General features: G+C 69.6%; 25 protein-coding genes, 2 tRNA genes and 1 pseudogene. 18 read left to right on the top strand and 10 right to left on the bottom strand.

Annotated features, from left to right (window positions below):
* Position 1 precedes the first annotated feature (1 nt).
* Positions 2 to 250, bottom strand: coding sequence for a glutaredoxin domain-containing protein (locus ACFWYW_RS35575; RefSeq protein ID WP_184968030.1), 249 nt, complete (start codon positions 248 to 250; stop codon positions 2 to 4).
* 76 nt (positions 251 to 326) lie between these two features.
* The gene (locus tag ACFWYW_RS35570; RefSeq protein WP_379610498.1) at positions 327 to 1,211 is read right to left on the bottom strand and encodes an alpha/beta hydrolase; all 885 of its coding nucleotides are present in this window, start codon (positions 1,209 to 1,211) and stop codon (positions 327 to 329) included.
* A 106-nt stretch (positions 1,212 to 1,317) separates the two neighbouring features.
* Here ACFWYW_RS35570 and ACFWYW_RS35565 point away from each other — a divergent pair, with 106 nt between their 5' ends.
* From ACFWYW_RS35565 to ACFWYW_RS35550, 4 genes are all read left to right on the top strand, one after another.
* Positions 1,318 to 3,405, top strand: coding sequence for an ATP-dependent DNA helicase UvrD2 (locus ACFWYW_RS35565; RefSeq protein WP_379641171.1), 2,088 nt, complete (start codon positions 1,318 to 1,320; stop codon positions 3,403 to 3,405).
* A gap of 86 nt (positions 3,406 to 3,491) precedes the next feature.
* Positions 3,492 to 4,376 (top strand): acyl-CoA thioesterase, encoded by an 885-nt coding sequence (locus ACFWYW_RS35560; RefSeq protein WP_379610495.1) that lies wholly within the window; start codon positions 3,492 to 3,494, stop codon positions 4,374 to 4,376.
* A gap of 96 nt (positions 4,377 to 4,472) precedes the next feature.
* Positions 4,473 to 4,760: a hypothetical protein gene (locus ACFWYW_RS35555; protein WP_379610494.1), complete on the top strand. Its 288-nt coding sequence runs from the start codon at positions 4,473 to 4,475 to the stop codon at positions 4,758 to 4,760.
* Positions 4,761 to 4,893: 133 nt separating this feature from the next.
* Positions 4,894 to 5,163, top strand: a complete 270-nt coding sequence (locus tag ACFWYW_RS35550; protein ID WP_184968169.1) for a WhiB family transcriptional regulator — start codon at positions 4,894 to 4,896, stop codon at positions 5,161 to 5,163.
* On the opposite strand, the gene ACFWYW_RS35545 is transcribed toward ACFWYW_RS35550, so the two are convergent.
* From ACFWYW_RS35545 to ACFWYW_RS35535, 3 genes are all read right to left on the bottom strand, one after another.
* A complete protein-coding gene (locus ACFWYW_RS35545; RefSeq protein WP_379610492.1) occupies positions 5,164 to 5,364 on the bottom strand; it encodes a hypothetical protein in 201 nt (66 codons plus the stop codon). It lies immediately after the preceding gene.
* Between the two features lie 679 nt (positions 5,365 to 6,043).
* Positions 6,044 to 7,384: an ABC1 kinase family protein gene (locus ACFWYW_RS35540; RefSeq protein ID WP_379610782.1), complete on the bottom strand. Its 1,341-nt coding sequence runs from the start codon at positions 7,382 to 7,384 to the stop codon at positions 6,044 to 6,046.
* 868 nt (positions 7,385 to 8,252) lie between these two features.
* Positions 8,253 to 9,902 carry a ThiF family adenylyltransferase gene (locus tag ACFWYW_RS35535; protein WP_379610491.1) on the bottom strand — a complete coding sequence of 550 codons (1,650 nt, stop codon included), beginning with the start codon at positions 9,900 to 9,902 and terminating at the stop codon, positions 8,253 to 8,255.
* A gap of 411 nt (positions 9,903 to 10,313) precedes the next feature.
* On the opposite strand from ACFWYW_RS35535, the gene ACFWYW_RS35530 reads away from it, so the two are divergent.
* The 3 genes from ACFWYW_RS35530 to ACFWYW_RS35520 all read left to right on the top strand — a co-directional run bounded on the left by ACFWYW_RS35530 (position 10,314) and on the right by ACFWYW_RS35520 (position 12,260).
* Entirely contained in the window at positions 10,314 to 11,096 is a 783-nt protein-coding gene (locus ACFWYW_RS35530) for an enoyl-CoA hydratase/isomerase family protein (RefSeq protein ID WP_379610490.1), read from the top strand.
* A 205-nt stretch (positions 11,097 to 11,301) separates the two neighbouring features.
* A complete protein-coding gene (locus ACFWYW_RS35525) occupies positions 11,302 to 11,679 on the top strand; it encodes a M48 family metallopeptidase (protein ID WP_379610488.1) in 378 nt (125 codons plus the stop codon).
* A complete protein-coding gene (locus tag ACFWYW_RS35520) occupies positions 11,673 to 12,260 on the top strand; it encodes a hypothetical protein (RefSeq protein WP_379610487.1) in 588 nt (195 codons plus the stop codon). The genes ACFWYW_RS35525 and ACFWYW_RS35520 overlap by 7 nt, the downstream gene beginning before the upstream one ends.
* Here ACFWYW_RS35520 and ACFWYW_RS35515 read toward each other — a convergent pair.
* The 3 genes from ACFWYW_RS35515 to ACFWYW_RS35505 are packed head-to-tail and all read right to left on the bottom strand — an operon-like array spanning position 12,159 to position 14,902.
* Positions 12,159 to 13,115, bottom strand: a complete 957-nt coding sequence (locus ACFWYW_RS35515) for an endonuclease/exonuclease/phosphatase family protein (protein ID WP_379610486.1) — start codon at positions 13,113 to 13,115, stop codon at positions 12,159 to 12,161. The two genes, ACFWYW_RS35520 and ACFWYW_RS35515, sit on opposite strands and share 102 nt — an antisense overlap.
* A gap of 54 nt (positions 13,116 to 13,169) precedes the next feature.
* Positions 13,170 to 13,712 carry an NUDIX hydrolase gene (locus ACFWYW_RS35510; RefSeq protein WP_379610485.1) on the bottom strand — a complete coding sequence of 181 codons (543 nt, stop codon included), beginning with the start codon at positions 13,710 to 13,712 and terminating at the stop codon, positions 13,170 to 13,172.
* A complete protein-coding gene (locus ACFWYW_RS35505) occupies positions 13,709 to 14,902 on the bottom strand; it encodes a zinc-dependent metalloprotease (protein WP_379610781.1) in 1,194 nt (397 codons plus the stop codon). The genes ACFWYW_RS35510 and ACFWYW_RS35505 overlap by 4 nt, the downstream gene beginning before the upstream one ends.
* A 133-nt stretch (positions 14,903 to 15,035) precedes the next feature.
* On the opposite strand from ACFWYW_RS35505, the gene ACFWYW_RS35500 reads away from it, so the two are divergent.
* The 6 genes from ACFWYW_RS35500 to ACFWYW_RS35475 all read left to right on the top strand — a co-directional run bounded on the left by ACFWYW_RS35500 (position 15,036) and on the right by ACFWYW_RS35475 (position 21,030).
* Positions 15,036 to 16,106: an NAD-dependent epimerase/dehydratase family protein gene (locus tag ACFWYW_RS35500; RefSeq protein ID WP_379610484.1), complete on the top strand. Its 1,071-nt coding sequence runs from the start codon at positions 15,036 to 15,038 to the stop codon at positions 16,104 to 16,106.
* Between the two features lie 10 nt (positions 16,107 to 16,116).
* Positions 16,117 to 16,542: a molybdenum cofactor biosynthesis protein MoaE gene (locus ACFWYW_RS35495; protein ID WP_379610483.1), complete on the top strand. Its 426-nt coding sequence runs from the start codon at positions 16,117 to 16,119 to the stop codon at positions 16,540 to 16,542.
* 9 nt (positions 16,543 to 16,551) lie between these two features.
* Positions 16,552 to 17,598, top strand: a complete 1,047-nt coding sequence (locus tag ACFWYW_RS35490; RefSeq protein WP_379610482.1) for a PDZ domain-containing protein — start codon at positions 16,552 to 16,554, stop codon at positions 17,596 to 17,598.
* Positions 17,599 to 17,726: 128 nt separating this feature from the next.
* On the top strand, positions 17,727 to 20,678 hold the full coding sequence (locus ACFWYW_RS35485) for a UPF0182 family protein (RefSeq protein WP_379610480.1): 2,952 nt from the start codon (positions 17,727 to 17,729) through the stop codon (positions 20,676 to 20,678).
* A 98-nt stretch (positions 20,679 to 20,776) separates the two neighbouring features.
* Positions 20,777 to 20,853: transfer RNA gene (locus ACFWYW_RS35480), tRNA-Met, on the top strand.
* A gap of 100 nt (positions 20,854 to 20,953) precedes the next feature.
* Positions 20,954 to 21,030, top strand: a tRNA-Met gene (locus tag ACFWYW_RS35475).
* Positions 21,031 to 21,069: 39 nt separating this feature from the next.
* On the opposite strand, the gene ACFWYW_RS35470 is transcribed toward ACFWYW_RS35475, so the two are convergent.
* Entirely contained in the window at positions 21,070 to 21,528 is a 459-nt protein-coding gene (locus tag ACFWYW_RS35470) for a hypothetical protein (protein ID WP_379610479.1), read from the bottom strand.
* Positions 21,529 to 21,622: 94 nt separating this feature from the next.
* On the opposite strand from ACFWYW_RS35470, the gene ACFWYW_RS35465 reads away from it, so the two are divergent.
* The 3 genes from ACFWYW_RS35465 (at position 21,623) to ACFWYW_RS35455 (ending at position 24,296) form a co-directional block, all read left to right on the top strand.
* Positions 21,623 to 22,645: a sensor histidine kinase gene (locus ACFWYW_RS35465; RefSeq protein ID WP_379610478.1), complete on the top strand. Its 1,023-nt coding sequence runs from the start codon at positions 21,623 to 21,625 to the stop codon at positions 22,643 to 22,645.
* Positions 22,642 to 23,298: a response regulator gene (locus tag ACFWYW_RS35460; RefSeq protein ID WP_379610477.1), complete on the top strand. Its 657-nt coding sequence runs from the start codon at positions 22,642 to 22,644 to the stop codon at positions 23,296 to 23,298. Before ACFWYW_RS35465 ends, ACFWYW_RS35460 begins: the two co-directional genes overlap by 4 nt.
* Before the next feature lie 80 nt (positions 23,299 to 23,378).
* Positions 23,379 to 24,296 (top strand): hypothetical protein, encoded by a 918-nt coding sequence (locus ACFWYW_RS35455; RefSeq protein WP_379610476.1) that lies wholly within the window; start codon positions 23,379 to 23,381, stop codon positions 24,294 to 24,296.
* On the opposite strand, the gene ACFWYW_RS35450 is transcribed toward ACFWYW_RS35455, so the two are convergent.
* Positions 24,262 to 24,891: a phosphotransferase gene (locus ACFWYW_RS35450; RefSeq protein ID WP_379610475.1), complete on the bottom strand. Its 630-nt coding sequence runs from the start codon at positions 24,889 to 24,891 to the stop codon at positions 24,262 to 24,264. The genes ACFWYW_RS35455 and ACFWYW_RS35450 overlap by 35 nt on opposite strands.
* Positions 24,892 to 24,925: 34 nt before the next feature.
* Between ACFWYW_RS35450 and ACFWYW_RS35445 the strand changes: the two genes are divergently transcribed.
* Positions 24,926 to 25,396: a group II truncated hemoglobin gene (locus ACFWYW_RS35445; RefSeq protein WP_379610474.1), complete on the top strand. Its 471-nt coding sequence runs from the start codon at positions 24,926 to 24,928 to the stop codon at positions 25,394 to 25,396.
* A gap of 9 nt (positions 25,397 to 25,405) precedes the next feature.
* A pseudogene (locus tag ACFWYW_RS35440) lies at positions 25,406 to 25,518 on the top strand (hypothetical protein); the annotation flags it as partial.
* Positions 25,519 to 25,609: the final 91 nt, after the last annotated feature.

Below are 25,609 nucleotides of genomic sequence, written 5' to 3'. Positions count from 1 at the left end.
TTCAGGCGGCCTGGAGGAGTGCCTTCACCTCGCGCGCCGACGGGTTCGTGCGCACGACCCGGCCCTTGGGGGTCTCGATGACGACCGTCGGGACGACCTGGTTGCCGTTGTTCACGCTCTCCACGAACGCGGCGGCGGTGGGGTTCGCCTCGATGTCGACTTCGCTGAAGCTGATGCCTTCGCGGGAGAGCTGAGACTTCAGCCTCTTGCAGGGGCCGCACCAGGTGGTGGTGTAGACCGTCAGCGCCATGAGGGTTCCTTTCGGTAAACAGGCGCTCGGTGCAACAACGCCGGGCGCCCGCGTAATCCCTCGTGATCCGGTGGGGTTAGCCGATGCGCTCGCTGATCCACTGCTGGACGCGCTCGGCCACGCCGGGCTCACGGAAGAGCGGCGCGCTGTGCTGGGAGCCGGGCTGGGTGACGACCGTCACGTCCACGCCCACCTGGCCCAGCATCGTCTTGAGCAACTCGCTCTGCACCGGCGGCACGAACTCGTTCTCCGAGTGCAGCATCAGCATCGGCGCGTCCTTGGCGCTGGCGTGCCAGGGCACCTCCATGCTGGCCCACACCCGCGAGCACTTGCCCTTGGGCTCGCAGCCGCCGGCCAGCCGCATCGCCGCCACGCGCAGGCGGCGCTTGTTGATGTCCGTCGTCTTGGCGCCGTCGGAGAAGGCGCGCAGCGGCGAGATCACCGGTGACAGCCCCACGACGCCCTTCAGGCCGGGCACGCCGTTGCCGTACGTGCCGACGGCCGCGGCGATGTGGCCGCCCGCGGAGAAGCCCACCACCACGAACTTGGCCGGGTCGAACGACCAGCGCCCGGCGTGCTTGCGGGCCACGGCGATCGCGGAGAAGGCGTCACTGCGCTGCGCCGGCCAGGCCTCCTGGCCGGACAGGCGGTAGTTGAGGTTGAAGACCGTGTAGCCCATGTCGGCGTAGGTGCGGGCGATCTCCGTCATGTACCTCTTGTCGCCGCCGGACCACCAGCCGCCGTGGATGAGGAAGACGCCGGGCCGCTTGGTGCCGTCGGCCGTCCACCACACGTCCATGTCCTGGTTGCGCTGGTGGCCGTAGTTGACGCTCTCCGCCGACAGGCCGCCCAGGCCGTTGGAGTCGACCGGGAAAGGGTCCTTCGCCGTCTCGGCGGTGGCCGCCGCCGGTGTGAGCGCGATCGCAGCGGCGAGCGCGCTCGCGAAAACCGCAGTTCGCACGGCCTTCCCTTTCCCCCATGCAGTTGGTCGCGCCCCATTGTGGGGGAATTGACCTGTTCTTTGCATCTCGGTGATGTGAACGGGTGACGGGCGGCATGTTGCCAGAATGGAGCCCTTCACCGCCACCGGCTGGGAGGATGATGAGGTGAACAGCGTGGACGACGTGCTCGCCGGGCTCGACCCGGAGCAGCGTGCGGTGGCCGAGGCCGTGCGAGGTCCGGTGTGCGTGCTGGCCGGCGCGGGCACCGGGAAGACCAGGGCGATCACCCACCGCATCGCCCACGCCGTACGGAGTGGGTACGTCGACTCCTCCAGCGTGCTCGCCGTGACATTCACCACACGCGCCGCCGGAGAGCTCAGGCAGCGGCTGCGCGCGCTCGGCGCGCCCGGCGTCCAGGCCCGCACCTTCCACGCCGCCGCGCTGCGCCAGCTCACCTACTTCTGGCCGAGGGTCATCGGCGGCGACGCGCCGTCGGTGATCGAGTCCAAGCTGCCCGTGCTGCGCGAGGCCTGCCGGATCACCCGCACCAGCCCCGACGTCCTGCGCGACCTGGCCAGCGAGGTCGAATGGTCCAAGGTCGTCCAGATCGCCCCCGAGGATTACACGGCCGCCGCCGCGAAGTTCAACCGCACGCCGCCGGTGCCCGCCGAGGAGATGGCGCGCGTCTACGACGCCTACGAGCAGATCCGGCGCGAGCGGCACCTGGTCGACTTCGAGACCATCCTGGAGCTCACCGCCGCGGTGATGACCGAGCACCAGGAGGTGGCGGCCCAGATTCGCCAGCAGTACCGCTACTTCGTCGTCGACGAGTACCAGGACGTCAACCCGCTGCAGAAGCTCCTGCTCGACACCTGGCTCGGCGGGCGCGACGACCTGTGCGTGGTCGGCGACCCCAACCAGACCATCTACTCCTTCACCGGCGCCAGCCCCCGCTACCTGACCGGCTTCGCCGTCGAGCACCCCGACGCCGCCGTCATCAAGCTCGTGCGCGACTACCGCTCCACCCCGCAGGTGGTCGACCTGGCCAACCTGGTCATCGCCAAGGGCCGCTCGGCCCACCGCCTGGAGCTGATCGCCCAGCGAAAGGACGGCCCCAAGCCCGTCTTCACCGAGCACGACGACGAGCCCGCCGAGGCCGCCGGGGTCGCCCGCGCCATCCGCAAGCTCCTCGACAAGGGCGTGGCCGCCCGCGAGATCGCCGTCCTGTTCCGGGTCAACTCCCAGTCGGAGGCCTACGAGGAGGCCCTGTCCAAGGCCGAGATCTCCTACGTCCTGCGCGGCGCCGAGCGCTTCTTCGAGCGCCCGGAAGTGCGTCAGGCCGTCGTACTGCTGCGCGGCGCCGCCCGCTCGGAGTCCGGCGAACCCCTGGCCGGCGAGGTCCACCACATCCTGACCGGGATCGGGCTCACACCGGCCGCGCCCGGCGGCGGCAAGGCGCGCGAGAAGTGGGAGTCGCTGCGCGCCCTGGCCGACCTGGCCGAGGACATGGCCGCCGACGGGGCCGACCTGCCCGCGTTCGTGGCCGAGTTGGAGCGGCGCGCCGGCGAGCAGCACGCCCCGCCCGTCGAAGGCGTCACGCTGGCCTCGCTCCACGCCGCCAAGGGCCTGGAATGGGACGCCGTCTTCCTGGTCGGCCTCACCGACGGCATGATGCCGATCATCTACGCCGAGTCGGCCGAGCAGATCGAGGAGGAGCGCCGCCTCCTGTACGTCGGCGTCACCAGGGCCCGCGAGCACCTCTCGCTCTCCTGGGCGCTCGCCCGCGCCCCCGGCGGCCGCAAGGGCCGCCGCCCCTCCCGCTTCCTCGACGGCCTGACCGGCCGCCCGGCCACCACCGCGCGCGCCGCCGCCGCGCCTGCGCACTCACGCGAACGCCGGCAGGTGGCCGCCCCCGTGTCCTGCCGCATCTGCGCCCGCAACCTCGCCACCGCGGCCGAGCAGAAGCTGGGCCGATGCTCCAGCTGCCCCGCCGACTACGACGAGGCACTGCTGGAAAGCCTCAAGTCCTGGCGCACCACCACGGCCAAGGAGGCGAAGATCCCGCCGTACGTCGTGTTCACCGACGTGACGCTCCAGGCCATCGCGGAGCGCGTGCCGCGCACCGACTCCGAACTGCTGTCCATCGCGGGGATCGGCAAGGTCAAGCTGGACAAGTACGGCGAGGCCGTACTCGGCCTGTGCCGTGGCGCGTGATTTTCCCGATACGGCGGGCGGGTTCCTGACGCGGCGGGTGGCACGTCAGACTTATGGTGATACGGCCAGCCGCTAGGGAGAGACACGTGAACGAGGCGCTGAAGGAGCTGCTCGACCTGCTCGACCTTGAGCAGATCGAGCTGGACATCTTCCGCGGCCGCAGCCCGGAGGAGCGCATCCAGCGCGTCTTCGGCGGCCAGGTGGCGGCGCAGGCGCTGGTCGCCGCCGGGCGTACCGTCCCTGACGACCGCCACGTGCACTCGCTGCACGCCTACTTCATCCGGCCGGGCGACCCCGCCATCCCGATCGTGTACAACGTCGAGCGGGTCCGCGACGGCCGTTCGTTCGCCACGCGCCGGGTGGTCGCCATCCAGCACGGCAAGGCGATCTTCACGATGTCCGCGTCGTTCCACGTGCCCGAGGAGGGCTGGGCGCACCAGGCGGCCGCCATGCCGACGGTCCCCGACCCGGAGACACTGCCCACCTTCCAGGACAAGCTGTACGACCTCGTCGGCGACGAGCCCGGCTGGAAGGACTGGCTGTCCAAGCCGCGCCCCGTGGACGCCCGCTACGCCTCGCCGCTGACCTTCGAGGCGTCCAGGAACCCGGAGCTGATCAGCGCCGAGACCAACGTCTGGTTCCGCTACGACGCGGACCTGCCCGACGACCCGCTCCTGCACGTGGTGCTGGCCGCGTACGCCTCCGACTTCACGCTCGTCGACACGATACTGCTGGCGCACGGCCTGTCCTGGGGCACCTCCAACGTCATGGGCGCCTCCCTGGACCACGCCATGTGGTTCCACCGCCCGTTCAGGTCCGACGACTGGTTGCTCTATGCTCAAGAGTCCCCCTGGTCAGGGGGAGCCCGTGGCCTCGCCCGCGGACAGATGTTCACCTCATCAGGAGACCTCGTCGTCTCGGTGGTGCAGGAGGCCATGATCCGCGAGATAAAGTCACAAAATCCCAGGTAGAAAATAAGTTGCCCCTTCCCGGCTTCCCGGTTTAGGGTCATGGTCAAGCGAGTCGGACACTCCTGTCCGACGATCCCGCAACGGAGGTGAGTCCAGGTGATCAGCATCAAGATGTCGGCCACGCAGTGGCTCGCTTCCGCACGTCGTGACTCGGTCAGACTCGCCGATGGGCCGGCCAAGTTCCGACAGGAGCAGTCTGTCTTCGGCCAGGAGCCCGCCTTCTACGCCCACGCCGGGTTCGAAGCCGTCCTGGTTTACGGAGCAGGAGTGGCTCCGTCCGTGCCTGCCGTCGCAGGCGCCCCGAGCATCGTGCCGACTCAGCAGAACACCAAGGGTGGTCTGTGCGGTCCGCAACCCTGGAGGGATGCGCCGGTCATAACCTGACCGGCACACAAGCAGCCCCCAGGCCGCGGATCCGCACATCGGATCCGCGGCCTCTTTGTTTGTCCGTGATCCCCCACCACCTACGAGGTGCCCGAACAAGATCACCGAGATCGAAAACAAGAAGGAGACGCAGATGGGGGCGAAGACGATCATGGACCTGATCGACGAAGCCAAGATCCCCTGCCGTGCCAACCCCGACCTGTGGTTCGCCGAGTCGCCGGAGGACGTCGAGTTCGCCAAGGCGCTCTGCGGTGGCTGCCCGATCCAGAAGGCCTGCCTCGACCGCGCGCTCGAGCGTGAGGAGCCGTGGGGCGTCTGGGGCGGCGAGCTCATCCTCAGGGGGACCGTAGTGCCCCGCAAGCGGCCCCGCGGGCGTCCCCGCAAGCACCCGGTCGCTGCCTGATCAACCGACCTCGTCCCTACTCAAGAAAGGCAACTCACCGAAATGAACATCCTTCCCACCAGGAGCTTTGAAATGCCATATCTGTTCCAGAACATGGTTAACGACCGAATACAAACCCTCCACCGAGAGGCGGAGGAGCAACGCCTGATCAACCGGATCCGCCGAGTAGAGCGTGCCCGGAAGAACGTGCAGCGGGCTCATGACCGGCTGCGTGTGGCGTTGACCCGAGAAGTCTGATCCGGGAGGTCCTGCCGCCGGCGCAGGACCTCCACCGAGGTCTCCTTCTTACCGAAGGGCCCGGGAGCCAAATCGGCCCCCGGGCCCTTCGCCCACTCAACCCCAAACCCCCCAACCACCCCCACCCCCGCAACCTTCCCAACCCCCAAGTCGCCACCCACCCACCCACCCCGGCCGAATCGACCACCTCGGCCAACCACCCACCTCGGTCCCGCCACTGACCGGACCGACCCCGGCCTACCGCCTCGCCCCGGTGCACGCCCCCGGCTCGCGTGATCCCCGGCGCCCCACCCCGGCCCCGGTGCACGCCCCCGGCTCGCGTGACCCCCGGCGCACACCACCTCGGCCCCTGGCCCCCTGGCCACTCCGGCCCATTTGACCCCCGGCCCACGCCACCTCGGCTCACCTGACCCCCTGGCCCAGGCCACTCCGGACCGCATGACCCTCCGCCCATGAAGTGTTGGCCGGACCATCCCCGGCCGATCGCCTCAGCGCGGGCCATCTCTGAAGGGCGGGCGTTCCGCGGCGGGCGTGTTCCGAAGGCCTTTATGGCCACTTACGGATGTTCAGCGTCAGGAGATAGCGGTCGCCAAAGGTGCGTAAGGCTCGGCGGCGGCGTTTCTGGGTTGCTTGTGTTCGGAGATCAGGAAACGGGGATGGAATCGGTGGCTTCGTCCGGGTCGTCGGCGAAGCCTGGGACCCAGCGGATGACCTCGTCGCGGAATCGGGCGGTGGCTCCGAGCTGGCACAGGACACCGATGCCCGCGGCGTGCACCCGATGGATGAGGACATACGAGACAGGAAGGTTGAGCTGGCGCACCACGTTGTTGGGCCGGAGGTCGGTCACGCTGGCGGCCTGCGCCTGGAGCCACTCGCGGCTGAACGTGAACTCCTCCACGGCCGTCGGCTCGACATACGGCGCCAGGAACGCGCGCAGAGCATCGGCGTCGATCTCGATGTGGGGTCGGATGAAGCCCTCGTCGCGAAGGCCGTTCATGACCGTTTCCATGTCGCCGTGGTTGAAGATGCGGGTGAGTTTCCCGAACGCCTTGGGGTACCCGTCGGGGAGCCGGTTGACCGCGCCGAAGTCCAGGACACCGAGTCGGCCGTCCTCAAGCATGCGGAAGTTGCCGGGATGAGGGTCCGCGTGGAGCATGCCCACCCGAGCCGGCGAGCAGAACAGGAACCGTACGAGCAGCAGCCCCGCCCGGTCACGCTCTTCCTTCGTGCCATCGGTGATGATGCGGGACAGCGGCGTACCGTCCATCCACTCGGTCACCAGGACCATCTCGTTGGCGGCGATCACGTCGGGCACCTGGAAGTCGGGGTCGCCGTGGAACTCCTGCGCGAAGGCGTGCTGGGCTTCGGCCTCGTGGAAGTAGTCGAGCTCTTCGGCGATACGTTCGCGGAGTTCGGCCAGCACGGCCTTGATGTCGAGACCAGGCAGCATGACACCGAACAACTTGCCCAGCCGAGCCAACTGGGTGAAATCACCGAGAAGCGCCTTGCCGGCGCCGGGGTACTGGACTTTGACCGCAACGTCACGGCCGTCGTGCCAAACCGCACGATGGACCTGTCCGATCGAGGCGGCAGCGGTGGGCTGGTCCTCGAAGGAGATGAAATTCTCCCGCCAGTCATCACCCAACTGCTCGGCCAGCACCTTGTGAACGGTGGCCACGGGCAGCGGCGGAGCGGCGTCCTGGAGTTTGGTCAGCGTGGCTCGATAAGGCCCGGCGATCTCCGGCGGCAGAGCGGCTTCGAAGATGGACAGCGCTTGGCCCAGCTTCATCGCACCGCCCTTGAGCTCACCGAGGACCTTGAAGATCTGCTCGGCGGTACGCTGCTGGATCTCCTGTGCGACGATCTCGGCGGATTTGCCGCCGATACGCTTCCCGATACCCAGGGCCGTGCGGCCCGCGAAACTGATCGGAAGCGTGGCCAGCTTGGCGGAGCGCGTGACTGCGCGGCGCGGAAGATCGCTCACCCTAGTACGCGGCGTCCCGTTGAGGCGCCACTTCCCCCTTCCGTGGTCGACCCATGTGCGCATGGTCGCGGACCCGGCCCGGTGGCTTCCAGGCCCAATGGTCTCCCCTGATGCCCGTCGGACACGGGCGATGTGCTGGTGGTGCCGGTCCCGCTGGCTGCGAGCCTTCGATCGTGCGAACCCCGCCGACTGCGGGGCATCGCGGGTGCGGCCGTGGGCCCTCTGATGCGGATCCCGCTGGCAGCAGGCTTCCTGCCGTGCGTTGGCGCTGGTCGCGAGCACATGGTGCCCGCTGGTTCGAGCTTCTTCCCCTCTTGTACGGCAAGCCGTATGGGTATGGCAGGTCGTACCTGACGGGAACCGATACGGCGGTGGCCGCGCCTGACCCGAGCAGTGTCGAGATCGCCCCGCCGGGTGCGGGGATTCGCGGCGTCGCCTGTTCGGTGTGGAGCGACGGGTTGCCCTGCTGGATGCAAGGCCGAGGAGGTTGCCTCGCTGGGTGCGGGGCCGGGGTACACCTCGCTGGATGCTGAGGTCATGAGGGACGTCTCGCTGGCTGCGAGGCGGAAAGGGACGATCTCGCTCGATGCGAGGTCGAAAGGTGCTGCCTCGCTGGCTGCGAGGCCGAGGGGGCGCCTCGCGGGATGCGAGGCCGGGCGGTGCTGCCTCGCGGGATGCGAGGTCGGGAGGGAACCTCGCTGGGTGCGAGGTCGGGAGGGGAGCCTCGCTGGGTGCGAGGGTGGTGCGTGTTCCCGCTGGATGCGGGGGTGCTTGCTTGTGACTGTATGGCGCGTGCCCAGAGGTCTGGTCGCGGACCCCCGGGTGACTGGGGCTGTGGCGTGGGATAACTGGCGTGTTTTGGCTGGGTTTAGTCGCGGGTGGCCGCTCTGACCATTCTTAGCGAATCAGGATTGTTGCGTATACACCTACATTGCGGGTGGATCGCCCAGGTCCGCCGCTTCCTCTGCCAATCAGGCAATATGTCGATTGTGCCGTTGGTCACAATCGAAGGGTGGCCGTCAAGGTAGGCGAGGGCGTGTCTGGAGGCTTCCGCGGCCACCAGGGCGGCCAGGGTGGTGTCGCAGGCGATCTCGCCCGCGGGGTAGCCGCCCAGATGAGCGGTGACCATGGGCCAGCCCGGATCGCGGTCGCGGCGGGTCAGGTCCAGGCAATGCAGGCATGCGCTCTGGCTCGGGTGCACCAGCGGGCCCACCGTTCCGTAGCCCTCGAAGGCGGAGACCAGCATGTGCGGGATGTTGAGCGCGGTCAGCTCGGTCACCAGGATCCCGTCCAGCGGGCCCACCGGAGCGAGGATGACCAGGTGCGGAAGATCGGAGCGGTCGTTGAGATACGGCCCGCCCGCGACGAACCGGGCATAGGGCGCCGGTGCCGGCCTGGCCGGTGGTGCGGGTTCTGTTGGCGTGGCCGACGTCCGTGAGGGCGAGCTGGGCTGGGAGGGCGAGGCCGGACGTCGTTTGCCGCCACCGGGGCGGGTGTCCTCGATCGATTGGCTGATGACCCCGGTCCGCTGACGAGCCGCTTGGGTCGGCCGGCTCGGCTTCCGAGCGTCGTGCGCGGCATCCCGGGCGTCACGGGCGTCCGGGGTGGAGGTCCGCATGCCCTGGGCGGAGTCACGGGTCTGGCGAGCGGAGCGTCGAGTGGCTTGGGCGGAATCCCGGGCGTCGTGGGTGGAGCCTCCGACGTCGGGCGCGGAGGTCCGATTGGCCTGGGCGGAGTCGTCAGCCTCGCGGGTGGAGCTTCGAGTGGCTTGGGCGGAGGCCTGAGGCTTGGGCTTGGGGTTTCGAGTGTCGTGGGTGGCGTCCTGACGATCGTGGGAGGGGTCTTGGGGGGTCGGCTGGGTGGGGTGTTGCGATCGGCGGCGTTGTTTTGCGGGGGGATCTTGGGTGGGTTGGTGGGTGGATGTGTGGGGGCAGGTGATCAGGCGGGTGGCGGTGGCGACGGAGGCTTCTTCTCGGGGGAGGCCGAGTTCGGACCATGTGAGGCCGCCGGGGACCAGGTCTTCGGGGCGGGTGGGAGAGGGGTCGATTACGCGGATCGTTCCCACACCGGCTGCGGCCAGGAGGTTGACGATCGACGCGCCCAGGCGGCCTGCGCCGTAGACCCGGACGCGGGCGTTACGGCGGCGGCTGAGGGTGGGCAGGCCGCCTGCGGGGTTGTCTCTGGCCAGGTCCAGGGCGTCCAGGTCGGGACGGAGGCGGTCTCGTTCCGGCAGGGGGATGTCATTCAGGATCGTGAGCGGGATCGAGGCGTCGTCCAGGACGCCTTGGGCGGTGAGTTCTGCCAGGAGGGTTCTGGCTGCCTGCTCTTCCATGCCTGCTTTTACGGCGTGCTTCACGGCTTGGGCCAGGTCCTGGGTGCCGTCCAGGGACTCGATCCAGGCTCGAAGCGGTGGGGTGAGGTCGGTGAGCACGACGGCCTGCATCGGGTGCACGCCGAACTGGAGGGTGCGCTCGTCTCTGAGGATGCGGCGCAGGGAGGGTTTCACGCGGGGCCTCATGACGGTCAGGGTTCCATCATCGGAGGCGGTTGTGGGGGCGGTTGTCACGGGCTGTGGATAACTTCTTCCGCTGGTCAGAGGGCTGTGGATGAAGGTCCCGCCATACCTGGGCAAACCGGCGCGGTGGCAGACCGGGGTGTGGGGGTGCTGAACCCAGTGCGGGCTAGACGCGGGAAACGTCCGTGGCAGGAGAGGCGGGGGCCGGAGGGGTGGAGTCCTCGGGTCGTACGGCAGCGGGAGGTACTGGACAGAGGAGGAGGGCGGGAAGTGGCAGCGTACGGAGGTGCAGGCGGCGACAGCGGGAGGGGCGCCAGCGGGGAGTGGTCGGGGGCCGAGATGGGAGGGCGGTAGGTGGCGGTAGCGGGGCAGGGAGCAGAGGCGGGCCGGGAGGGCGGGGTTACGATCTTGGGCATGAGCGAGCTCTTGGTCGACCGTTCGGACGACGGCGTCGTCTGGGTGACCTTCAACCTCCCCGACCGTCGCAACGCCATGACCGACGCCATGACCCAACGCTGGTCCCAGGAAATGGCCGCCCTGGCCAAGGACAGAACCGCCCGCTGCCTGGTGATCACCGGCGCGGGCAGCGCCTTCTCCGCGGGCGGAGACCTGTCCTGGCTGTCGGAAAGAGCCACCGAATCGGTCCCGGACCTCAGGGACCGCATGCTCACCTTCTACCGAACGTGGCTCTCCATCACCCACCTGGAAATCCCCACGATCGCCGCCGTGAACGGCGCCGCCGTAGGGGCGGGCCTCTGCCTGGCCCTGGCCTGTGACCTCGTCTACGCGGCGGAGGACGCCAAACTGCTGGCCCCGTTCACCTCCCTGGGCCTGCACCCGGGCATGGCCGCCACGTACCTGCTGCCGAAGACGGGAGGCCTGAGGCTGGCACGCGAGATGCTCCTGACCGGACGTGTCCTGACAGGAGCAGAAGCAGCATCAGAAGGTCTGATAAATCGGGCATTCGCGGGAAATGACCTTAGCCGTGCCGTTCAAGAGATCGCCCTCAAGGTCGCCTCAACCGCCCCCATCGCCGCGAAACTCACCAAATCCGCGCTAAATGGGGATCATCAGGATCTCGAAGCCGCCCTCCGCTGGGAGGCCCTCGCCCAGCCCGTGACCATGGCTTCCGCCGACATGGTGGAGGGTCTTCGGGCCCATCGGGAAAGGCGGGTGCCCAAATTCACCGGCTCTTAATCATCTGACCAGCTAAAACAGGGCTCACCCCCTGTGGAATTCGGCCGGTGTCGGCTAACGTGCATATGTGCCCCCCGAGACAGTCGAGGTCCGTCGAAGTTCTCGTCGCCGGCGTACGGTCTCCGCATACCGAGACGGCGACAAGACGATCGTGCTCTTGCCCGCATGGCTGAGCGGCGAAGACGCTGATGAATGGGTGAGCCGGATGCTCGATCGGCTGGCGGCCAAGGAGCGACGGCGTAGACCCACCGACGAAGGACTCCAGGCCAGAGCCAACGAGCTGTCGGCGAAGTACCTCGACGGAAGAGCGCGGCCCGCCACCGTCCGCTGGGTGGACAACCAGCAGCACCGATGGGGCTCGTGCACCCCGGACAACGCCACGATCAGGATCTCGACCCGCCTCAAGGGCCTGCCGGAATGGGTCATCGACTACGTCATCATCCACGAGCTCGTGCACCTGCTGGTGCCGAGCCACGGCCCGCAGTTCTGGGCTCTGGTCGAACAGTATCCCAAGGCCGAGCGGGCGCGCGGCTTCCTCGAAGGATTCTCCGCCGCCGCGCACAACGCCCCGGAGGAATGTTGATCCGCACCGTCGCGGTTCTCGCGCGCCGGAACATGGCGAAGGCGGCGCCTGACGGAGTGGATCAGGAGGAGTTCCTGACGGCCGTGGCCGAGGACACCTACGAGATGGTGGCCGGTCTCGAACTCGTCACTCCGGTGCTGGTGACGAGCGTGCCCGGCCTGGAGGAGATCGTCTGGCCCGGCACCGAAGTGATCACCATAGATGACGACGAGCCCCTGAAGAACATCATCAACCGCCTCCCGGGCGAACAGGCCGCCGTCATCAACGCCGACGCCCCCGACCTGCCCCCGCTCCTCATCGGCAAGCTTTTTCGCGAACTCGGCCGCGCCCAGCTCACCCTGTGCCCCTCCGAGTACGGCGGCGCCGTCGCCCTGGCCTGCCACCTCCCCCTCCCCGACTGGGCCGACCCCGACCTGGACGCCCACGACCCGGTGGCCGACCTGCGCGCCCAGGCCCCCGGCCGCCGCCTGGTCGCCGCGTCACCCGGCTGGCACCGCCTGCGTACCCCCGAGGACGTCCTCCGCCTGGACCCCGGTCTCGAAGGCTGGGACAACACCCGCGCCCTCCTGGGGAAGTTCTAGCCGGGCCACCACCGCCCGGTGGTCGGTCCCCGGCAGGGTGTGCACACCGACCTCCCGCACCCCAACGCGGGCGTCGACCAGCACGTGGTCGATCGTGATCATCGGCGGCAGCCGCGTGTTCGCCGGCCAGGTGGGCACCAGCCCGGCTCCGGCCCGGTCGGCCGCGTCCGTGTACCCGCGGGCCAGCACTTCGCGCAGTGCCGCGTGGTCGAGCGTGGCGTTGAAGTCGCCGGCCAGGATCCGCGGGATCTCCTCCGAGGCGGCGGGCAGTGACGCGAGAGCCGTACGCCATAGCTCCAGATTCTCCGACGTGGGCCGCGGCGGATGCACCGCGAGGACCTCCACCCGACCACCGCCGGGCAGGGTGACCACCGGACCGGTCAGCGGGTGCCGCGAGAACACGCCCCGGTCCGCCTGAAGCTCCCGGTACGGCATCATTCCGCCCAGACCGGCGCCGTCCAGGCGGTCCACGGCCTCGGGCGTCAGTTCCTGGGCACTCAGGACATCGGGCCGCACCCGCCGTACCAGATCCATCAGAGCCGCGGGATCGGCCCGCCCGGCCAGCAAGTTCACCGACAGCACAGTGAACGGCCGGCCGCCCGCGACGGCCCCGTCACCGAACGCCCGGGGCAGCACGCACAACGCCAGCGCGACCGTGGTGACGACGGCGACGCACGCCGCGACGGGCCGCCGCCCGGACACCGCGACGAGGACGGGCACCAGCGACCCCAGGGCCACGTACGGCGTGGCCGACATGACCTGCGTCAACGGCCCGCCACGTTCAAGCCCGGCCACCCGCGCCACAGCCCAGACGGCGAAGGGGACGACCAGGATCCAGGCGAGGGACGCACGCACCGGCGCACGGCGGGCAGGAGTGACGATCGTCCCTCCGACCACCGCGAAACCCCCTCAGGCCAGAAGTGCCGCCCTGCCGCGCCTGGCCAGCCGCCTGGTCGCCTCGTCGGACAGCTCGGGGATCTCCTCCACCGGGAACCAGCGCAGGTCCAGGGACTCCTCGCTGATCACCGCCTCCGCGCCCTCGGGCGCCACGGCGGCGAACTCCACGTCAAGGTGCCACGAACGCGGCGGATGACACCAGACCTCGTGCCGGTCCAGCGCCAGCGGCCCCGGTAGCAGCCGGAGACCGGAGATGCCGGACTCCTCCCCGGCCTCCCGCAGCGCCACCTCCACCAGCGTCCGGTCGGCGCGCTCGCAGTGGCCGCCCATCGGCAGCCACATGCCCGCCTTCGGGTGCAGCGTCAGAAGAACCCGCGCACCGTCGTGGGACAACACCGCGGTGGTCGCGGTCAGGTGCCCGGGAACGCACTCCCGGTACATGGCGTCGGCGTGCGTCGCCAGGTGCTCCAGGAACTCCTTGCGCAGCACCTCCTCCTCAGGGGTCGGCGCCGACCAGCCGGTCAGCACGGCGACCGCGTCGGAGCGCAGCGTCACTCCGATTCTCCGGGCTCGTCCAGCTTGGAGATGTCCCAGTCGGAATCGCCCTTCACGAACGCGTCCGGGTGGTCGAGGTCCTCGGCCGTCGGCATGAGGTCGGGGTGACCCCAGACCGAGTCGCGGCCGTCGAGCCCGCGGTCGGCCTCCAGCGCCTGCCACAGCGCCGCCGCCTCCCGCAGCCTGCGCGGACGCAGCTCCAGGCCCACCAGCGTGCCGAACGTCAGCTCGGCGGGGCCGCCGGTGGCGCGGCGCCTGCGTACCGTCTCGGCGAGGGCGTTGGCCGAAGGCAGCTTGCCCTCGGCGGCGGCGTCCACGACGGTCGCCACCCAGCCCTCGACCAGCGCCAGCATCGTCTCCAGACGGGCCAGCGCGGCCTTCTGCCGCTCGGTCTCCTCGGGCTTGAGCAGCGCGCCGCCGCTCAACGCCTCCTGGAGCGCCTCGGGGTTGCTGATGTCGAGGCCGCGGATCTGCTCTTCGAGCGCCGAGGTGTCGACCGTGATCCCCTTGGCGTACTCCTCGACGGCGCCGAGCAGGTGCGAACGCAGCCACGGCACGTGCTGGAACAGCCGGTGATGGGCCGCCTCGCGCAGCGCCAGGTACAGCCGGATCTCGTCGGCGGGCAGTTCGAGGCCGTCGCTGAAGGAGGCGATGCCGCCGGGCAGCAGCGCGGCCGTGTCCGACAGCGGCAGGCCGATGTCGGTCGTGCCGATCACCTCGCGCGCCAGCGAACCGAGCGCCTGCCCGATCTGCTGGCCGACCATCATGCCGCCCATCTGCTTGAGCATGCCCATGAGCGGCCCGGCCATCTGCTGGGCCTCGGCGGGCAGCCCGGCGCCGCCGAGCGCGCCGCCCATGGTCTCGACCATGCGTTCGGCGATCGGCTCACACAGCTTGCGCCACACCGGGACGGTGTTCTCGATCCACTCGGACCGGCTCCACGCCTGCGGGTTCGACACCCCGCTCGGCAGCGCCGTGGCCTCGTTGAGCCACAGGTCGGCCAGACTGAGCGCGTCGATGATCTGGCGGCGTTCTCCGTCCATGACGGAGGGATCGCCCTCGGCGACCACCGCGTGTCGGGCGATGTTCTTGGCCATGTCCCAGTTGACAGGGCCGGAACCCTGGGGCGCCGACAGCATGTCGGCGAACTGGCGCATCGCCTGAGCCATCTGCTCAGGGTTGCCGAACATGGCGAACGGGTTTTCGTTGGGGTCGTTTTCACGACCTGGCAGGTCAGTCACCGCTCTACCTCGTGCAGGATGGAGGAGTCCACATCCGCCACGTTAGTCGTCCTACGGCGGATCAGTGCAAAGTGAGGACCGTGTGCCTACCTCGAAACGCCCGCGCCAACCGGTCGTCGCCGTCACCGGCGCGGCCTCCGGCCTCGGTCGCGAGCTGCTCGCGAGGCTCGCGACCTCCGCGGATTTCCGCAGAGTGGTGGCCATCGACGAGCAGCGCGGCGACGTCCAGGACGTCACCTGGCGAGTGATCGACGTCCGGGATCCGCTCTTGGCGAACCGCATCTCCGACATCGACGTGCTGGTCCACCTGGCCGGCGACTACGCCGTCGACTCCAACCCCGGTGAGCGCCGCGCGTACAACCTGCGCGCCGCACAGACCGTGCTCACCGCCGGCGCGGCCGCGCGCGTGCGCCGCGTCGTGCTCGTCACGAGCGCGATGGTGTACGGCGCCGCCCCCGACAACCCGGTCCCGCTGCCCGAGGACTCCGCGGTGGCCGCCGAGCCGGACACCGGCGTCGTCGGCGACTACCTGGAGATCGAGGCCCTGGTCCGCCGGGCCATCAGGAGCAACACCGGCCTGGACGTGACCGTCGTGCGCCCGGCCGCCGTCGTGGGCCCGGGTGTCGACACCGTCATCACCCGCCACTTCGAGTCGCCCCGGCTGCTGGCGGTGAAGGGCTGCAACCCGCGCTGGCAGTTCTGCCACATCGAGGACCTGGTCTCGGCGCTGGAGCTGGCCGCCCGCGGCGTGGTCACCGGCGTGGTGGGCGTGGGCTCCGACGGCTGGCTGGAGCAGGAGCAGGTGGAGGAGCTGTCCGGCATCCGGCGCTTCGAGCTGCCCGCCGGCCTGACCTTCGGCACGGCCCAGCGCCTGCACCGGCTGGGCATCACCCCGGCGCCCGCCACAGACCTGCACTACGTCGTCTACCCGTGGGTCGTCGACTGCGCCCAGCTGCGCGAGGCCGGCTGGAAACCCGCCTGGACCAACGAGGCCGCCCTGGAGCAGCTGCTCGAACTGCGCGAGAACCGCACCACCGTGGCCGGACGCCGCCTGCCCGTCAAGGAGGCGACGCTCACCGCGGCCGGCGCCACCGTGGCCGTCATCGGCACCGCCGCCATCGTCCGTCAGGTCCGCAAGAGGCGCCGCCTGTAGGCTTGTTTGCGTGGACGTCATCCGGTTGCTAGACATTCGCGACACCCCGTTGTCGGTCGACGAGGTGTACGCCGCCGTGGGCGACCACGCGGCGGGCGGGACGACCCTGTTCGTCGGCACCGTACGCGAGCAGGACCAGGGCAAGCCGGTCAAGCGGCTCTCCTATTCGGCGCACCCGTCCGCGCCGGCGGAGCTGCGCCGCGTGGCCGAGAAGGTGGCCGCGGACTTCCCGGTGACCGCGCTCGCCGCCGTCCACCGGGTCGGTGACCTGGAGCTGGGCGACATCGCGGTCATCGTCGCCGCGGCCTGCCCGCACCGCGGCGAGGCCTTCGCCGCCTCACGACGCCTGATCGACGACCTCAAGGCCGAGGTCCCCATCTGGAAACATCAGCTCTTCGGGGACGGGTCGGCCGAGTGGGTCGGCGCCTGCGAATAAGCTCTCTCCATGTCACGACGTGCCCTGACCCTGCTCGTGGCGGGCTTTATGGTGCTCGCCCTCGGTGTCGTCGGCGCCCTCATGAAGGTGCCCTACGTCGTGCTGAGCCCCGGCCCGACCGAGAACACCATCGGTGAGGTCGACAAGAAGCCGGTCATCGCGATCACCGGCCGCCAGGTCTTCCCGACCGACGGCGCGCTCAGCCTGGTCACCGTCGCCTACCAGGGCGGCCCCAGCAGCCGCATCGACCTGATGACCGCGCTGCGCGGCTGGCTCGACCCGAACGTCGCGGTGGTGCCGGAGGAGACGATCTTCCCCAAGAGCCGCACCGCCAAGCAGGTCGAGGAGGAGAACACCGTCGAGATGGCCAACTCGCAGGACAACGCGACGGCCGCGGCGCTCACCGAGCTCAAGATCCCTTACAGCACCGTCGTCACGGTCCTTTCCACGGAGAAGGGCAAGCCCGCCGACGGCAAGGTGCAGAAGGGCGACGAGATCAACGCCATCGACGGCAAGAAGGTCACCGACGTCGACATGGTCCGCGAGACCGTCCGCGCGCTCAAGCCGGGCGCCGACGTCGTGTTCGGCGTCACCAGGGGCGAGAAGAAGCTCGACGTCACGGTCAAGACCACCTCGGGCGACAAGGGCGCGACCATGGTCGGGATGACCATGCAGGCCAAGTACAAGTTCCCGTTCAAGGTCAGCATCAGCGTGGGCGACGTCGGCGGGCCGAGCGCCGGCCTGATGTTCTCGCTCGGCATCGTCGACAAGCTCACCCCCGGCTCCCTGACCGGCGGCAAGTCGATCGCGGGAACCGGAACCATCACACCGGAGGGCGAGGTCGGGGCGATCGGCGGCATCGCGCAGAAGATGGTCGGCGCCAAGAAGGCGGGCGCCACGCTCTTCCTCACCCCCGCCGACAACTGCGCCGAGGCGCTGAAGGCGGCGCCCGACGGGCTGCGGCTGGTGAAGGCGGAGACCCTGCACGACATGGTCACGACGCTCGATTCGCTGCGCCAGGGAAAGACAGATCTTCCCGCATGTACGGCCGGCTGAAACTTCTCGCGCCCGTCGTGCGTTAGCCGTACACCTGGCACGCCGGTGTAGGTTGCCAGAGCGAGACGATTGTTCACCACGACGAGGGGTTGGCCTTGAGCTTCCGGACCCCAGGAGCCGGCAGGGCGATGCGCTTGCCCCGCCGCCCGCGACTGCTGCTTCCTGTCGCGATCGCCCTCGTGGCGATTGTGGCGTTCTTCTTCCTGTTTGCCGGCATTTACACCGACTATCTCTGGTTCGACTCCGTCAGGTACACCTCGGTCTTCTCCGGCGTGATGCTGACGCAGATCGTGTTGTTCCTGGTCGGCGCGTTGTTGATGGTCGGCATAGCCGGCGGCAACATGCTGCTGGCGTTCAGGATGCGGCCGATGTTCGGCCCCGCCATGTTCGGCGGAGGCAGCGGCGCCGACCGCTACCGGATGGCGCTCGACCCCCACCGCAAGCTGATCTTCATCGTGGGCATGGCCGTGCTCGCGTTGTTCGCGGGGTCGTCGGTGGCGGGCCAGTGGAAGACCTGGCTCCAGTTCTCCAACGGCGTGAAGGCCGGCAAGACAGACCCGATGTTCGGGCTGGACGTGTCGTTCTTCATGTTCGACTATCCGTTCATCCGGATGGCGCTGAACTTCCTGTTCACCGCGATCATCATCTCGATCGTGCTCGCCGCGATCACGCACTACCTGTACGGCGGCTTCCGCCTGCAGTCGCCGGGCGTGCACGCCTCGCGCGCGGCCCGCACCCACCTGTCGGTGCTGCTCGGCGTGTTCGTGCTGCTGAAGGCGGTGGCCTACTGGGTCGACCGCTACGGCCTGGTCTTCTCCGACCGCGGCAAGGTCTTCGGCGCGTCCTACACCGACCTCAACGCGGTGCTTCCGGCCAAGACCATCCTCGCGATCATCGCGCTGATCTGCGCCGCGATGCTGTTCGCCGGCGTGTTCCGCTCCGGCGGCATGCTGCCGGGCGTCTCCTTCGGCCTTCTCGTGCTGTCGGCCGTGCTCATCGGCAGCGTCTACCCGGCGCTGGTCGAGCAGTTCCAGGTCAAGCCGAACCAGCAGGCCAAGGAGAAGGAGTCGATCTCCAGAAACATCCAGGCCACGCGGGACGCGTTCAAGGTCGACGACAAGAACATCTCGGTGAAGCAGTACGGCGCGACGACCAGCGCGACCGAGCAGGTACTCCAGCAGGAGGCCAGCGCGATCCCCGGTCTGCGCCTGCTCGACCCGACGATCCTGTCGCCGACGTTCCAGCAGCTCCAGCAGATCAAGGGCTACTACCAGTTCCCCGAGCAGCTGGACATCGACCGCTACAAGGCGCCCGACGGCAAGATCCGCGACACCGTGGTCTCGGTCCGCGACATCGGGATGCCGCCGGAGGCCGAGCGCAACTGGATCAACAGCCGCCTCGTCTACACCCACGGCTTCGGCTTCGTGGCCGCGCCGGGCAACCAGGTGGGCTCCGGCGGTCTGCCGGTCTTCAACGCCAAGGACATCCCGCCGGTCGGCGACCTGATCGGGCCGAAGTTCGAGCCCCGCGTGTACTTCGGCGAGAACTCTCCCGAGTACTCCATCGTCGGCGGCCCCAAGCCCGGCCCCGGCCAGGGCGTCGAGCTCGACTACCCCGACGACCAGCAGGGCGGCAGCGGGCAGAAGAACAACACCTACGCCGGCAACGGCGGCGTGCCCATCGGCAACTTCTTCACGAAGCTGCTCTACGCCGCCAAGTACGGCGAGACCAACCTGCTGCTCTCCTCCGACGTCAACGACTTCTCGCGCATCCTGTACGAGCGCAAGCCGCTGGAGCGCGTGGGCAAAGTGGCGCCGTTCCTGACGCTGGACAAGGACCCGTACCCGGCGATCGTGAACAACCGGATCGTCTGGATCGTCGACGGCTACACGACGTCGGACTCCTACCCGTACTCCGAGCGCAAGAGCCTCGGCGACCTGACCACCGACGTACAGACCAGCAAGCTGGTGGCCGGTCAGCCGCAGCCCGCGCCGACCGACGTCATCAACTACATGCGCAACTCGGTCAAGGCCACCGTGGACGCCTACGACGGCACCGTGACCCTGTACGCGTGGGACGACGTCGACCCGGTGCTGAAGACGTGGCAGAACACGTTCGGCACGATCATCAAGCCGAAGGCCGAGATCCCGGCCGAGCTGCGCGACCACCTGCGCTACCCGGCCGACATGTTCAAGGCGCAGCGGGAGATCCTGACCCAGTACCACGTCACCGACCCGGGCGCGTTCTTCGGCGGCCAGGACTTCTGGAAGGTCCCCGAGGACCCGGCCACCAAGAAGAGCAAGCAGCCGCCGTACTACGTGACGATGAAGATGCCGGAGGGAACCGAGCGGTTCTCGCTGACGACGACCTTCGTCCCGAACGGCCGGCAGAACATGGCCGCCTTCATGGCCGTGGACGCCACCGCCGACCCGTCGCAGGCGAAGCTGGAGATCCTCCAGCTACCCAGCAACACGGCGGTGCAGGGTCCGCCACAGGCACAGAACACGTTCCTGTCGAACCCGACGGTCTCCGAGCGGCTGAACCTGCTGCGCGGTACCGGCGGCGCCACCGAGGTCATCTACGGCAACCTGCTCACGCTTCCGTTCGGCGGCGGCCTGCTCTACGTCGAGCCGGTCTACGTCCAGCCGAAGGAGGAGAGCGCGGGCCGCTTCCCGAGCCTGCGCAAGGTGCTGGTGCTGTTCGGGGACAAGGTCGGCTTCGGCGACACGCTGGACGCCGCCCTGAAGGAGGTCTTCGGCGTCGCGCCACCGACGCAGACGGGTGAGAAGCCCACGGAGACCAAGCCGAACACGAACACCACCGCGCTGACCAAGGCCATCACCGCCGTCGAGCAGGCCTACCAGGAGGGCCAGGCGGCCCTGAAGGCCACACCGCCCGACTGGGTGAAGTACGGCGAGGCGCAGAAGAAGCTGGAGACGGCACTGAAGGAGCTGCAGGCGCTGGGAGCCACCCAGCCGCAGCCCACGCCGACGGCGACGCCCACCGCGTCCACACCGCCGTCCACACCGCCTCCATCGACACCGCCGCCTTCACCGACGGCCACCGCCACCAGCGGATGACTCACGAGGACCCCGCCTTCCCGGCGGGGTCCTCGCCGCTTCCGGCGTATCAGTTTGCGCAGGCAGCCGGTGGCGGATAGTCTCGTGAAGCACGACGACGCGGGGTGGAGCAGTTCGGTAGCTCGCTGGGCTCATAACCCAGAGGTCGCAGGTTCAAATCCTGTCCCCGCTACCAAAGAAGGCCCTGATCAATACGATCAGGGCCTTCGTGCTTTCCATGATCTTCGTTTTGCGTCCGCGGTGAATCACCGCTATGGTTAAGACATACACACCGACGCGGGGTGGAGCAGTTCGGTAGCTCGCTGGGCTCATAACCCAGAGGTCGCAGGTTCAAATCCTGTCCCCGCTACCAATGAAGGCCCTGATCATTACGATCAGGGCCTTCGTGTTTTCACCGGCAACGCAAATCCAGCCCGGCGTCGTGCATTTCCAGAAATTCCACGATCACCGGCCGCGGTCCTTTTCCTCCGGCGAAGTACACCTCGCCGGGTAATGTCCCGCCTTGGACGCCGCGGATCGTCGTGCTCTCGTAGTACTTCACGATCGCCGCCTCCGGCAGCGTCGTGACCAACGACAACCGCACGAGGTAGTCGCAGTGGTTGCTGTTGCCGATCTGCAGCCCGACCTTGCCCTGTGCGACCACGTTGGGCTGGGTGCCCGGCGGCAGCGGGTAGGCGCGTACCCGCTCGACCAGGGCGCTCAGGCGCATGTCGTTGATCCACATGGGGGTCTGTACCAGCAGGGCCGCCGCTACGAGCGACCCCGCCACCCACCACCAGCGCCGGTTCAGGCGCGTCGATGGTCCGGCCGGTCGGGCGAGCACCGGTGTTTCCGTGAGCGTGCTGTCCACCTCACTCGTCCCTTCTGTAGCACGCTAAGCATCTTGGGGGGCTTCGTGATCGTGAACAAGGCCCTAATCTCGCGCGGCTGACAGGATGGCGGTCATGGGTGATGTGCTGCTGGCCGCCGGTCTGGCGCTGGCCGGCCTCCTGCCGCTGGACCAGCCCTTCGGCCGCGACCCCGACGCGCTGTTCTACGCGCTCTATCTGGCGGGCGCCGCCGCGGTCGCGCTGCGCCGCCGGTTCCCCGTCGCGGTGCTGGTCCTGACCTGCGGTTCGCTCGGGCTGATGCTCGGCCTCGGCTACCTGCCCGGACTGATCATGGGCCCGGCGCTGGCCGGTCTGTACACGGCTGCGGTGCGCGGGATGCGGCTCTGGGCCGCCGCCGGGCTGGCGACGGCGCTGGCGGGCGCGGCGTTCCTGCCGGAGGACCTCGCTGTGCGGGCCGTCTACACGCTGACGTGGGCGGGCATGCTGGGCTGCGCCGTACTGGCCGGGGAGTTCGTGCGTGCTCGGGCGCGCGCGGCCGAGCACGACGAGCGGTTGCGCATCGCACGGGAACTGCACGACGTGCTCGGGCACGGCATGGCCGCCATCACCGTGCAGTCCGCGACCGCGCTCCACCTGCTCGGCGACGCCCATCCCGAGGTACGGCAGGCGCTCCAGGCCATCCGCGACACCAGCAAACAGGCCATGGGCCGGGTCCGCGGCAGCGTCTTCCAGGAGGGCGAGTCGCTGGCCGGGATCGACGACCTCCTCGGCGCGGTACGCCAGGCTGGCCTGGCCGTCGAGGTCACGGGAAGCCCCGGACAACTGCGTCCAGAGGTCGACCACGCCGCGTACCGCATCATCCAGGAGGCGCTCACCAACACGCTGCGCCACGCCGGACCGGGCGCATCGGCCGGAGTACGGCTGGAGCGGACGCCCCGCGCGCTGCTCATCGACGTCACCGACGACGGCGGGGGCGGCCTCGGCAGGGCGGGCAGCGGCATCGAGGGCATGAAGGCCAGGGCCAGAGCGCTGGGCGGGCACGTCAGGGTCAGATCCGACGCCCCGCGGACCGGCGTGAGGGTGTCGGCCAGGCTGCCGCTGCGGCCGGGCCCGCTCGCCCGGCTGGGCCGCCGATGATCAGGGTGGCGCTCGCCGACGACCAGGCGCTGGTCCGCAGCGGGTTCCGGCTGATCCTGCGGTCGGCTCCCGGCATCGAGGTCGTGGGCGAGGCGGCCGACGGCGGCGCCGCCGTGGCCCTGGCCCGCGACGAGCGGCCGGACGTGCTGCTGATGGACATCCGCATGCCGGCGGTCGACGGGCTCACCGCCACCGCCAGGATCGCCGCCGACCCCGAGCTCAAGGGCGTGCGGGTGCTCATGCTCACCACCTACGCCCAGGACGCCAACGTCTTCGCCGCGCTGCGGGCGGGCGCGAGCGGCTTCCTGGTCAAGGACGTGGAGCCGGAGGAACTGCTGCACGCGGTCCGCGTGGTCGCCAGGGGCGACGCGCTGCTCGCGCCCGCGGTGACCAGGAGGCTGATCGAGGCGTTCACGGCCGCCGCGCCCGCCGAGGTGCCCGCGCTGGACGGGCTGACCGGGCGGGAGCGGGAGGTGCTGGCGCTGGTGGCCAGAGGGCACAGCAACGACGAGATCGCCCTGAAGCTGGACATGCGACCGCTGACCGCCAAGACGCATGTGAACCGGGCCATGTCCAAGCTGGGCGCGCGGGATCGGGCGCAGCTCGTGGTCGTGGCCTACGAGTCGGGGCTGGTCGTACCGCGGTCGCGGTAGCCGGCTGCCACGGGTGCGGTAGCCGTACAACGGGACCTGGGCAGGAGGAACGCGCCCGCCGCACGGTCGACCATGGAGATATGCGAAGGATCTGGCGGCTATGGCCGTGGTGGGTGGGGTACGCGGCGGGCGGGTTCGCGGCGCTCGTGGTGGTGCTGGGTGTGGCGGGCGGCGAGGTGTCCGGGTGGGCGGGGGCCGTGGGCGGCGCACTCGGGCTGGCTGGGCTCGTGCTCAGGCGGAGCTGGGTGGTGTGGGCGGGCGCGGTGGTGCTGGCCTTCAGCACGTTCGGGCTGCTGCAGGATCTCGTGACGCTGCTGGGACACGGCCGGCCGGACAGCTGGCCGGCGTTCCTGGCCAAGGCGGCGCGGGTCGTGGCGATCCTGCTGCTCATGGGGTCGGCGCTGGTCCTCCGCAGACGCGCGCTCGGCGTGTGCGGAAGGTGCGGGTACGAGCACGCGGACGGCGCGCCGGTGCCCCTGGGGTTTCCCGAGGCTTCGACGGCGTCCGGGAGAGTGCGGTGGGTGGCCTATGCGGGGGCCGCCTCGTTTCTGCCCTACGCGGCGGCGAAGGTGGTCTTCGGGCTGGAGAACGGGGCGGTCCTCGCCGAGCACGGCGGGCTCATGGCGGAACTGGCCCTCTTCGGCGTCGATCTCACCGCGCTGCTGGCCGTGCTCGGGATCTTCCTGCTCGTGGCCATGACCCGGCCGTGGAGCCAGGTGTGGCCGCGGTGGGTGCCCGGACTGGCCGGACGGCGGGTGCCGCGCTGGCTGCCGCTCGTGCCGGCGTGGCTGGGGGCGACGCTGGGGCCGTACGGGCTGTTGGGGGTGGGGTACCTGCTGGTGTTCGGGACGGATGGGCTGCCGGGCTATGTCGCGCAGGCCGGGATCGTCGGGTTCACCGGGGTGGGGTCCGCCTTCGCGGTGGTGGCCTGGGACTACCAGCGCAGGACCCGGCCTCGGTGTCTCACAGGAGACGGCGCAGCCGTACCTGCTCGGTAGGGGTGGTGTGCGGGTCGCGCAGGCGGGCCGCGGCGGCGTCGGCCAGGCGTGGGGACGGGTCGGTGGCGCTGCCGCGCAGGAGGGCGCGGGCGAGCGGGCGGCGGATCAGCTTGATCGTCGTGATCGGGATCTCGCTCGTGCGCAGCGTCAGGTAGGTCGTGGCCAGCTCGAACGCGGGCTCGCCCGCCGCGGCGTTGCACCAGTCGATGACCGAGGGGCCGTCGGGCGTCATGATCACGTTGAGCGGGTGGAGGTCGAGGTGGAGCACGCGGTCGCCGGGGGAGGGGTCGAGCCAGTCCGGCGCCTCGATCGTGTGGAGACGGTCGTGCAGCCGGCCCAGCAGCCGCCCGTGGCCGGTGACCGTCCACGGCTTCCTGACCAGGACCTCGAACATCGTGGGCCCGTGCAGCCTGGCCATGACCAGGTCGGTCTCGGTCGCGTCGAACACCTCGGGCACCGGATAGCCCTGGGCGCGTACGTGCTCCATCACGCGGGCCTCGTCGAGGGCGGTGTCTCCATCTCGGTAGCGGCGAAGCACTTTGGTGGGAGATAGTGCGAAAACGTCTGCTGTGCGCCCTTTGCCGATGAGGTCCATGACAGGTGCCGCCCATCCATGATTACATGATTACGTGGCTGACAACGAGCAAGTACCGACACTGTACGACTGGGCGGGCGGCAGCGACGCGTTCGAGCGGCTCACCGAAACCTTCTACGCGAAAGTGAAGAAGGACGACGTGGTCGGGCCGCTCTTCGCGCATATGGATCCGGGCCATCCCCGCTATGTGGCCATGTGGCTGAGCGAGGTGTTCGGCGGGCCCGCCCGCTACACCGAGGAGCGCGGCGGCTACCCGCACATGCTCTCCCAGCACCTCGGCAAGGGCATCACCGAGCAGCAGCGACGCCGGTGGGTCAACCTGCTGATGGACGCGGCCGACGAGGTCGGGCTGCCGGACGACCCCGAGTTCAGGGCCGCCTTCGCCGGATACATCGAGTGGGGGACGCGGCTCGCCCTGCACAACTCGCAGCCCGGGGCAAAGCCTCCGGCCAAGGCGCCGACACCGCGGTGGGGCTGGGGGGTGGCGCCGCCGTACCAGCCGTAACCTGGATCTATGAGGGGGACGCTGCGGATATACCTGGGCGCGGCCCCCGGCGTGGGCAAGACCTACGCCATGCTCGACGAAGGGCGGCGCGCGCTCGCCCGAGGCAGAGACGTGGGGGGGGGGGGGGGGGGGGGGCCCCCCCCCCCCCCCCCCCCCCCCCCCCCCCCCCCCCCCCCCCCGGCCGGACGGGCCCCTACCAGGCAGTCGGTACAA

Source organism: Nonomuraea sp. NPDC059023, assembly GCF_042740095.1.
Lineage (GTDB): Bacteria > Actinomycetota > Actinomycetes > Streptosporangiales > Streptosporangiaceae > Nonomuraea.
Note: the sequence above shows the minus strand (reverse complement) of the source record. Positions and strands in the feature narration are given on the sequence as shown.